We start from the raw sequence: 10,236 nt of genomic DNA on the forward strand, positions 1-10,236 counted from the left end.
TAAGCTATACATGTATATCAAGTGACCATTGGGATAGCTTTGTTACGACCTTTAAAGAATGCAAACAGTTGATTGGTAAATTTTTCACTGTGGGTATAGAAGGCAATAATTGTCGATTACGGCATCGGATCAGGCGAGGCTTTAGGAGAAGCTGCAACTTCTCCAAAAAGCTTGAAAATCATTACAAAGCCTTTGATTTAGCGTTCTTTTATATCAATAATGGATTCGTTTAATGCCAGCATACTTTTTGAAACACCACCAAAATCTCATATACGAAATTCGGGTGTTAGAACCCATTCAAAGTGTACTCATCAGTACACTTTGAAATTTTGATATAAAAAATTTAACATAAAATCTCATATACGAAATTCGGGTGTTAGAACCCATTCAAAGTGTACTCATCAGTACACTTTGAAATTTTGATATAAAAAATTTAACATAAAATCTCTTATACGAAATTTGCATGTTAGAACCTATTCAAAGTCCGTATTTAATAGCTTCTCTTAGCGGATTTACTCATTTTCAAGCACTTGTAAGTAAAGCTCATCCGCTTTTTGAGCAATGGCTTTGCCATTCTCACGCATTTCTAATTCTTTAGCTACATAGGCTTGAATCGGTATGTTGTAATAGCCACCACCATAGTAGTCTTTAATGAGTTTCAAAGGCACTTCCACACCATATTCATCAAAAAGATTACGTCTGTAATTATATTCATGGATCGTATCCGCATAGGTCGGCAATCGGGGTAGATAGGTCAAGTGTGGTGTAGCAATTTCCATCTGCATCCATGTTTTCTGCTTCTTAGACCTGTACTTTAAAAAACGCTGTGCAAAATGGATAATCTGCCCTGCTTGGGAACGGCTTGCTTTGAAAACAGACCATGTTTCAACCATCAGGAATAGATTTTTAATGTCGGCTCGGTTCTTCTCTGCTAGAGAACTATTTTTTTGACTAGCCAATTTATTAATAGAATCAGTAAATTTAGTTTTAATTTTTTCAATACTTTGCTTTGTATATCGCCAAGTCCACGTATAAGCCCTTACTCTGTCTTTGTAGTCTTTTTCATCACCCAAGATGAGCTGTTTATAAGTCTTATGCGTATCTCTAAAAAGCTCCATAGTCACCAGGGCAGTAGGTTTGACAGCAATTGGATTTTTTAAGACAAATTGTTTTGGCTCATTATCTTTGAAGTAGTCTGCAATCAAGGTCTTTTCTGCTGAGATCGAATCAAGATCCCACTTAAAGCCTTTGTACTTCTCTTTAAGAGTCTGAATCTTCAAACGCTCCGACTCTTTGGCAAGTTTATTAATCTCAATACCGTTGAAAGTATTGAAATCTCTACTTGTAGGCGTAGTGAATAAGCAATACAGAAACCATTTATTTTCATTAAAGACATCTCTTTGCACGATCATCGTGCAAATAGGATGACCCTTTTCTAGGCGGTAAGAACGCTGTCTTGGTGAAATACCCAACTCATAACGCTCTGTCATCTTATCCAAAACGGATTCAATGGATTTCTTAGAACTGTCGTACTCAAAGCTGAAATAAAAATATGCGCCATTGGCAACATGGTCAGCGAGCCGTTGCATTGTAAATTTTGTGTGTGGACTAAAAATTATCATCCAAAATATTTCCAATCATTGTTATCAAGGGTTAATTCACAAAATACGCTGTTTTTTGATCAAAAACTAGCATTGTAATCGAGTAAAAGGATTTTTGGTTTTAAGCTGTTTTTTGCTTTTTCCATAGCGAAGCTATGGTGAACTTGCGAAGCAAGTTTTAAGGACTTCTAGACGGTGTTTGTAAGAGGGTAATAAGTAGTTCCATGCGAACGCACCTAGACAGCATATTTTTTGTGCATTATGATTTTCTCATCAGTTGTGAAGTGTGTCTGACCAACGCACCTAAAAGACCTAACCGTTTTTTAGTGTGCCGTTAGGCACACTAAAAATTTTGATTTTCAACAGCTCACAGTGGAAAGGTTGACAGCCTGAAAACTGCTTGACGAAGCGGACTGCTGCGGAAACGTAGCTCGGTACGCTTTGATGAGGGCTGATGAGGGGTGGCTTTTGCCTACCCTCAAATTCTACTCAATCCACTTCATTGTTGGTTCTTGAAGTTGGGCGACAAGGAAACGGAATCACCGAAAGGTGGCGAATGGGTTAAACCCCATTCTAGGCTGAAAGGGCTGAAATCCTGCTTTTGAAGAAATAGTGAGTGAAATCCATAGATGGAGAGTAGCGTTAATAACTACCGTTCTTCGCTGAATCTTTATGGTTTGGCGAGGTGCGTGGCACACACGATGGCTTCTGCGGTATTCGAGAGGGTACAGGCGATCAAGGTGAAAGCTGGCGAGAGTGGCACTTTTGGGTCAGGTGGTGAATTTGTCGTGATGACATTCCATTTTGGCTCGAAAGGTCGATGTATAGCTTAAACGTGTTAAAGGTGGGGAGAGATCCTCATCGACTGTGCTAAGTAAGTGTTCTACCCATGATGATATTTTTTAAGCTGCGGAATCGGTATTTTGGAACTGCGTACCGAAAAGCAAGGAAAAAGCTTAGAAACTTAGTGGATGAACGTACTGCTTGTTAAGACTTCAATTGATAACTTGGGACGCACTTTTATGTCATTAGGTTTTGTCACCTAAGTTTTTGAATAACTAAATTTTTAGTTATCGACATAGATGTGTTGGAGCGATCTTTAGTAGCGCATATAAGGCAGATTTTTGCCGAAGTTGTACTGTAATAATTCTGAATAAGTTGTTGTTTTTATTTGTAAAATAGATAGTAATCTATAATTACAGGTAAAATTGATAATCAATAAGAATTTTCTTTTGAGTTGTTTTATCAAAAGTTGGTTAAAAAACCATAGCTACCGTTGTCAGAAATGACTTGTTAAGGGAATCGTGGTTTTGCGAAAGAGTGATGTTGAGGCTATAGGGGACTGTAGTTGAGTGTGTTACTTCCTGCATGGTCATAGTGCTTGAAGGCTGTGGATTTAAAGCCACAGGAGAGTCAAAAAGGTTAAATGGGGATTGGTCTCCCCTGCTGTTCGAGTTGGTCGCTCGAACTAAACTAAACTTCTGAAGACATAGTTTTTCGAGGTTGTTATCCACCATAGGATAAATATTTTCTGATTTTATGAATAAAATTAGCGTTTTAAAGTTTGGTGTTGGTTGGTTGGCAATCGGCACTTCGACAAAATTTTACGGTGCATACGTTATAAGCATTTTTTAGACCCCCTCGGATATTCTTGCCAACAGAATATCGAAACGAGGTGGGTTGTCTAAATGCTCACCATTTGCGTTTTAAGGCACTTTAAACTAAAACCTATAGGTAGAATAGGAATGACCAATAAAACGCCAAATACAGCAAACCATGCGCTATAAATTCACATCTCTTGGTGTATCTTGCTCTCGATCTGTCATAAAATCTTCTAACCCTGTTGGGTCATCATGGTTTTTAAAGAACTCCTCCCAAGTTACTTCACAAAAGACACCATCTTCATTGGCTCTAAACCATCGTGGTTTGTTGAAGTTCTTCATCGAGAGAGAAACCAAATCTTCATCTTTTTTATCTTTGCTCATCTCAGATCCTCTTTAGCGAGTGTCTACGAGCGACACAACGAAAATTTGCGCCTAGACTCCCTGAAAAACTGCTTTTTAAAATATTTGCTTCAACAAATTGAAAGTAGATCACATGCTGATCTTTGCACCTAGACCGAGCGAAGCGAGCATAAAAAACTTATGAGCGAAGCGAATTCCGAGTTGCTTTTGCCTTTTCTTAAAGTAACAAGAATATTAACTAAAAATTGCCCCACGAATCGAGCGAAAGCGAGATTCAATAGAGTTTGAGCGTAGCGAAAACCAAGGGCAATTTTTCATTTATTTTTTCATTTACTAATTTTAAAAGCTTTATTAAAAGCTTTTAATAGCTTTTAAAAAGCTTTTAAAAAGCTTTACGGCCAGTCTCAATGTATTGCTATATCAGTGTTTCAGACACTAAAGTGGGGGCGAAATGTTAGGTTTTTGACTTTAAGTGGGGGCGAAATGTTAGGTTTTTGACTTTAAGTGGGGGCGAAATGTTAGGTTAGTGGGGGCGAAATGTTAGGTTAGTGGGGGCGAAATGTTAGGTTAGTGGGGGCGAAATGTTAGGTTAGTGGGGGCGAAATGTTAGGTGGTAATCAAGATATGCTTGACTTAATAAGTGGGGGTAAGTAGCATTGAAAATACCACCACATAATAGAAGAATAGTGATTTTAGATGGCTGTATCATTAAAGAAAATTAAAAATTTTGAGGAACATGACAAATCTCTTTTTCCTCTTTCAGCACCTGCCAAACGTTATCCAAAAGACTATGCTGTCTTTCAAAATATTTTCTGGCAATTGAAGCATGAGAAATCACCAAAAGACGATATTCTAAAATTGCTATTCTTTTTTAGCCCTAAAGTTCGGCTAGCATCAGATCCCAATGAAACAACAGAATTCACTGTAACAGCTAAAGAATATGCTGAATTGACGGGCTTAAAGCCAAGCAGTGCTTATGTAGCCTTAAACCGAGTAGTAGATGCTCTCTACGACCACAGTGTAGTTTTTTATCATCCTGGAAAAGATCGAGATATTCGAACAAGACTCATTAGTACATGCTCATACAAGGATGGATGTTTTTATATTTCTTTCACGCATTTTGCCCTATACATTATGTATGTTTTTAATAAACAAAATTCGTATACAAAATTTAAAGTTAAATCGGCTGTTGCCTTACATGGTCACGGTTTAAAACTTTACCCATTCTTGGTACAAAATGAATTTCGGTCTAATTTCGATGTATCCATCAAAGAATTAAAAAGTGCTTTAGGTCTGGCAGAAAATTCATACCCAGAATATAGAGATTTCAAAAGTACTATTCTTAAACCCCACATTGATGACATTAACTCTAAAACAGAACTTACTATTGAGTTTAAAGCAGTCAAGAAAGAAGGACGCAAAGCTAGTCATGTTAATTTTATAGTTAGAAAAAAGAAAACTATTGGAGCTAATCAACAAAGTGAAACTGGTAGTAACCAAGAGCAAAATAAAATAACTGCAAAAATGGTTTATTTAACGATAATTCAAAGTGAAGAATTGAGCTTGAGATTCAAAGAATCTGGTGAGACTACAGACGAATTAGTAGAAAGAATAAAAATTGATTTTAAAAATAACGAAGGTAATAGATGGATTGAAAAACTAGCAGAATTCAATATCGACTTTACTATTGAACAAAAAGTTTGAAAAATTGCTGCTATACCTAGAAAAGTACGATTTAATTCAAAATAAGATATATGTTCAGCTAAGATGTTCAGATGAACATGCTTAAACACGCGCTGAGGGATTACATTGAACAAAACAAAATTTAGCATAATGGACGCAAGTAAAGCTTTTAAAAAATCAAGAACAACAATCTATGAATCTATAAAAAGTGGTGAATTATCAAGAGATCATGATGGACTTATAGACTTATCGGAACTTATCAGAGTTTATGGCAATCCAGTCAGTGTTCAGTCCAGTACACGTACTGAACAAGTCCAGAAGGATGTACAGGTACACGTTCAGTCTGAAATTGAAAATGTATTAAAAGATCAAATTTCTTTACTCAAAAATCAGTTAGATTTAGCAAATCAAAGAGAAAAGTCTTTGATGCAACATATTGAAGATCTCACTCATAGAATTGAGTTTAAAGGCACGTTAGAACAGCCAAAACAAGAAAATACTAGTAAGCTAAATGAATCTACTAATCTAAATATAGCAACAGATCCTCGGCCAGAGATTGAGTCGAACTATGACGCATTGACTACTTTTGGGGAAGACAACAAGCGTATACCTATTCCTGAACACGTTGAACCGGAACCTAAAAAAAGGGGATTATTGGGCCGTTTAGCTCGGGCAGTTTTTACAGATGAGTAAGGTTTTATTGTTATTTTTAGCTAAACAAAAGTGTGGAACATTGCTTACTTATTAAGCGTGGAACGTGAAAAGTCATAAAAAAAGCCCAATCGGGTGTGATTGGGCTTTTCAATACGAAATAAACTATTGAATTAAAACAAATAATTTAGAGCATTTCGTATAAGGTGTATTATGTTAATTTTAGTAGAACTAATAAATCTATATATTTGAAAATGTCATTTTACTCAATTAAATACTCTTCAGATATTTCACACTGTTCAACAAAAAAATGATCATGTGAAACTAAAATTACAGCGCCCTGATATTGGCTAATAGCCTGCGATAGAAGCTCTCTAGACTCAATATCTAAATGATTTTCTGGTTCATCAAGCAATAATAAATCAATACCATCAGGATAGTGACTCATTGCTAATAATGCGACTTTCAATTTTTCACCACCACTCAGTTCTGATAGTTTTAATAAAGCTTTTTCACGACGAATACGTAACTGACCTAACAAATTTCTCCACTCAACTTCAGTAAGATTGGAGTTATAAAGTGCAAGGTTTTCGATTACGGATAAATCATTATTTAATAAACTAAAGTTTTGATCTAAATACAAACATGTTCCACTAAAGAAAATATCATCACGTTGATGGGTAGAAATCAATTTCAATAAGGTTGATTTACCAATTCCATTAGCACCTTTAAGATGGATTTTTTCGCCAGCTTTCAATGCAAAATTAATTTTATTTGTTGCTGTATGGGGTAGCTTTAAATCATGAATTCTTAAAATCTCTCCTTGCTTCGTACTCTGTAAGTGGAATTCAAACTTCTGAGCTTTGATTTTTTCTACAATGGTCTGCCTATTAATCAGACTATTTTTCAAATCATCAGTTTGTCGAGTTTGTTGGGCACGTAGCTTACCTAAGCTTTGTCCAGCATTTTCCTTTTTGAAATCTAGAAAAATCTTTGCTTGAGAATTAGAATCACGAAGTTCATTGCCTTTAGATTGACGTTTATTCGCTTTCATTAAGCTATCATGTTGCCGTTGTTTTAACTGCTTTAATTCTTTTTTCTCATTATTAATAGACTGAGTTAATGCATCCATGTGTAGCTGATGCTGTTGAATGTAATGCTCATAATTACCTTTGTAGTGTTGTAAGCCTAATTCAGTTAAAGCATAAATATGTTGGACTTGATTGAGTAATTGGCGATCATGACTAATCAGGCATACACCACTAGGGTGTGCCAAAATACTCTCAATTAACCATTGTCTAGATGTTGAGTCTAAATGGTTGCTTGGTTCATCTAAAAGTAGATAGTGATCCTTTTTTAAAAACAAACGACATAAAGCCAGCTTTGTTTTTTGTCCTTCACTCAGTTTTTCTGTTGGAAAGTTCAAATCCGTAGGTAAGTCAGCATTTTCAAGTATATTTTGCCATTTTTGTGGTAAATCCCAGGTATTTTCAACTAACTCATAATCATCAAAACTAGCTGTATTGTTCTCTATACGCCGAAAAGCATGATGTAAATGATCTACCTCTAATGCTTGTGCAATATTTTCAGCATTAAGGCGTTCTAATTGTGCCAAATAATCATGTTGGATATTCCATGAAACTTGACCACTATAATGAATATCTAAAGCTTGGCTTTGATCTAATATTCTGAACAATAGGGATTTACCTAAACCATTACGTCCAATTAATGCAGAAACCTGTCCTGATAAAAGCGTAATGTTTAGCTGATCAAACATTTTCTGTGTAGAAAATTCTAAATTTAAGTTTGAAGCAATACATGCATGTTGCATAAAAAATTCCTCATGTAGAGGATATGCAAAATAGTGAAGATTAACTTATAAAAAACAATATATTATTTAGGATATAAAGTAGAGACCAAGAATATATAGCCACAAGTAGAATCTATTTTGCACATCAAAAGTTTAAAAATAATGATGAGAAAATGACTTACTTCATTGGCGTTACTCTTGGGAGGATGATTTGAATAAGGTTATTTTATAATGATAAGACAATCTGTCAAGCTTGTACTAAAGCTTCTAAAAGTTATTTAACATAATGGTGGTTATACGAAGTACACTTGTATATTAATATAAATATCAGATACTTATTCAAACCATAAAAATCTAAAAACCATAAAAAAGCCGATTTTGAAACAAGTCGGCTTTTTTATGAGCAGTTTTGATACTTTCTGCCAATAAAATCGGTAAAAAAATTGACAATATAATTTATACAAATTATATTATTTATATAAATTTGATTATTTGGATAATTTAGCTATGAATGAACAACAAATATATGACCGCATCCGATTGGCTATGAATGAAGCACCTCGAAACAGGCAAACTGCTGAATTACATTTACAGATGATTAAATATGCAGATGAATTAAAAAGTATAACTTCTAAAGAGTTTTGTGAGGGAGTGGGTCTACCACTTAGTTACGGTACCGAATTTAGTAAAATGCGAAATATTACAGAGCGTTTAAAATTGGCTGGACTTAAGGTAAATATGATTTAAAAGTTAAAAAGGCTTAGTCATGACTAAGCCTTTTTAATTTCATATAACGCCCATTATGTTAAATGGGAAATAAACATAAGTGAGATACAGACATTTTTTCTTTATACTGAAGTAATTTTTTGATTCGAATAAGATTTCTATTATGACTGAGGGAAAGGCTTTACTGTTACAGGCAAAAGTTACTGATAAAGATTTAGATACTTTCGAGAACAAACTCTTAAATTTGTGCCAACAATATTTTTTAGATCCATTAAAGTCAGATCTTTTAATACCTAGCCGTTTAAAAGACATTATAAAAAAATATGAAGAAAAACAAAGCCTAAGTAAATTTGAAGAAGTATATATTCATGAGTATATGCTCAGATCTTTAAGCGGTTTCCTGCCAGACTTTCAGAAAAAAATTAGACATAAAGTTGAATTAGAAAGAGTAGCTGAGGAAAAAATTCGTCAGGAGAAGTTGAGACTGGAAGCTATTGAAAAACAAAAGTTGCTTGAGTCAGATCCTGTTTATATTGCAAAGCAAAAAGAAAAAGCATTACTAAAAAAATACGACATTAATGAATATCTATCAGGGGCATCACCTACAGAGCTTTCTGAAATTTTGAATAAGCTAGAAAATGAAACAAGACTTTCTCAAGATGAGGCTGTTTGGTTAAATACAATAGGTAAAAAATTCTTTACTGCCAAAGTTCGTCATAAATTTCATCGATTAGAAGCTAATTATTATTTGCAGGAATATGCAAAGAACACTAAGAACATTTGGAATGCTATTAATGCTAGCAGTCAATTAAGAAAGTGTAAGGAAAGTGTTGAAGCAGAAGAATTTTTAGAAAAAATTTCCACTAATGGTATCAAGGATAAAAAATTATTATCTGCCTATTTCACTACTCTTGGTGGAGTTAGACGTGATCTTCGCAAGGTTAACGTCGCCATTGATAATGCATCCAAAGCTCATAATTTAACTCCAGATAATTATCGTCCTTGTACTTTATTAGGCGCTATTTATATGGAAACGTATCAATATACACTTGGGCATGAGTGGTATGAAAAAGCTAGTGAACGAGGTGCAACAAATCAATCAATTAATGCTGATCTTAAAAGCATTATCTCTAAGATGGATAAAGCTAAACGTAATGAAATGATTGAACATTTATTGAAGTTAGATCCTCACGCATACTCATGGCTAAAGTCTCTAAAAACAGCCGTAATAAACAAGCCTACAAGTAAACAAAATAAAGTTGAGCAATCAGTAAAAGCTCAGAAAAAAGCATCGCCACCACAGCCAAAGAAGAATGCTCAAAATAAGCAGCCTAAAAATTCTGAAAAAAGTTTAAAGGCCCTTTTAGAACAGGGAGCTAAGGCACACAATTTAAACCAGCCAGTGAGCCTATCAAAACCCTCATGCATGAAGCCAAAGAAGAAATAATTTATTATTGAGTTTCGCTAAAATTAACATAATACACGTTATATGAAAGGCCCTATTCATGGGCCTTTTGATCATCTGATTAACATAAAATCTCGGTGGTGTTTCAAAAAGTATGCTGGCATTAAACGAATCCATTATTGATATAAAAGAACACTAAATCAAAGGCTTTGAAATGATTTTCAAGCTTTTTGGAGAAGTTGCAGCTTCTCCTAAAGCCTCGCCTGATTCGATGCCGTAATCGACAATTATTGCCTTCTATACCCACAGTGAAAAATTTACCAATCAACTGTTTGCATTCTTTAAAGGTCGTAACAAAGCTATCCCAATGGTCACTTGATATACATGTATAGCTTA

At 34.7% G+C, this 10,236-nt stretch carries 9 protein-coding genes; 5 read left to right on the forward strand and 4 right to left on the reverse strand.

The window, feature by feature from the left end; translation table 11 throughout:
• Positions 1–233 (forward strand): IS1 family transposase (locus tag FTU12_RS15730; protein WP_257218539.1); only part of this gene is annotated, 233 nt, incomplete at its 5' end.
• Positions 234–512: 279 nt separating this feature from the next.
• Here FTU12_RS15730 and FTU12_RS15735 read toward each other — a convergent pair.
• Both FTU12_RS15735 and FTU12_RS15740 read right to left on the reverse strand, forming a co-directional pair.
• Positions 513–1,589, reverse strand: coding sequence for a hypothetical protein (locus FTU12_RS15735; protein ID WP_225531288.1), 1,077 nt, complete (start codon positions 1,587–1,589; stop codon positions 513–515).
• A 1,793-nt stretch (positions 1,590–3,382) separates the two neighbouring features.
• Positions 3,383–3,586 (reverse strand): hypothetical protein, encoded by a 204-nt coding sequence (locus tag FTU12_RS15740; RefSeq protein ID WP_180060288.1) that lies wholly within the window; start codon positions 3,584–3,586, stop codon positions 3,383–3,385.
• 675 nt (positions 3,587–4,261) lie between these two features.
• Here FTU12_RS15740 and FTU12_RS15745 point away from each other — a divergent pair.
• Together FTU12_RS15745 and FTU12_RS15750 are read left to right on the forward strand one after the other, a co-directional pair.
• Entirely contained in the window at positions 4,262–5,269 is a 1,008-nt protein-coding gene (locus tag FTU12_RS15745) for a replication initiation protein (protein WP_004967300.1), read from the forward strand.
• Between the two features lie 105 nt (positions 5,270–5,374).
• Positions 5,375–5,941, forward strand: coding sequence for a plasmid replication DNA-binding protein (locus FTU12_RS15750; protein ID WP_225531289.1), 567 nt, complete (start codon positions 5,375–5,377; stop codon positions 5,939–5,941).
• 220 nt (positions 5,942–6,161) lie between these two features.
• Here FTU12_RS15750 and FTU12_RS15755 read toward each other — a convergent pair whose 3' ends face one another.
• Positions 6,162–7,730 carry an ATP-binding cassette domain-containing protein gene (locus FTU12_RS15755; protein WP_159124549.1) on the reverse strand — a complete coding sequence of 523 codons (1,569 nt, stop codon included), beginning with the start codon at positions 7,728–7,730 and terminating at the stop codon, positions 6,162–6,164.
• A gap of 486 nt (positions 7,731–8,216) precedes the next feature.
• Between FTU12_RS15755 and FTU12_RS15760 the strand changes: the two genes are divergently transcribed.
• Both FTU12_RS15760 and FTU12_RS15765 read left to right on the forward strand, forming a co-directional pair.
• The gene (locus tag FTU12_RS15760) at positions 8,217–8,456 is read left to right on the forward strand and encodes a transcription factor (RefSeq protein ID WP_126562269.1); all 240 of its coding nucleotides are present in this window, start codon (positions 8,217–8,219) and stop codon (positions 8,454–8,456) included.
• A gap of 142 nt (positions 8,457–8,598) precedes the next feature.
• Positions 8,599–9,882: a hypothetical protein gene (locus FTU12_RS15765; RefSeq protein ID WP_180060290.1), complete on the forward strand. Its 1,284-nt coding sequence runs from the start codon at positions 8,599–8,601 to the stop codon at positions 9,880–9,882.
• 121 nt (positions 9,883–10,003) lie between these two features.
• On the opposite strand, the gene FTU12_RS15770 is transcribed toward FTU12_RS15765, so the two are convergent.
• The coding region (locus tag FTU12_RS15770; RefSeq protein ID WP_257218538.1) for an IS1 family transposase at positions 10,004–10,236 on the reverse strand (233 nt) is incomplete at its 5' end.

The sequence above is a fragment of the Acinetobacter sp. YH12063 genome (genome assembly GCF_013419715.1).
Classification (GTDB): Bacteria; Pseudomonadota; Gammaproteobacteria; order Pseudomonadales; family Moraxellaceae; genus Acinetobacter; species Acinetobacter amyesii.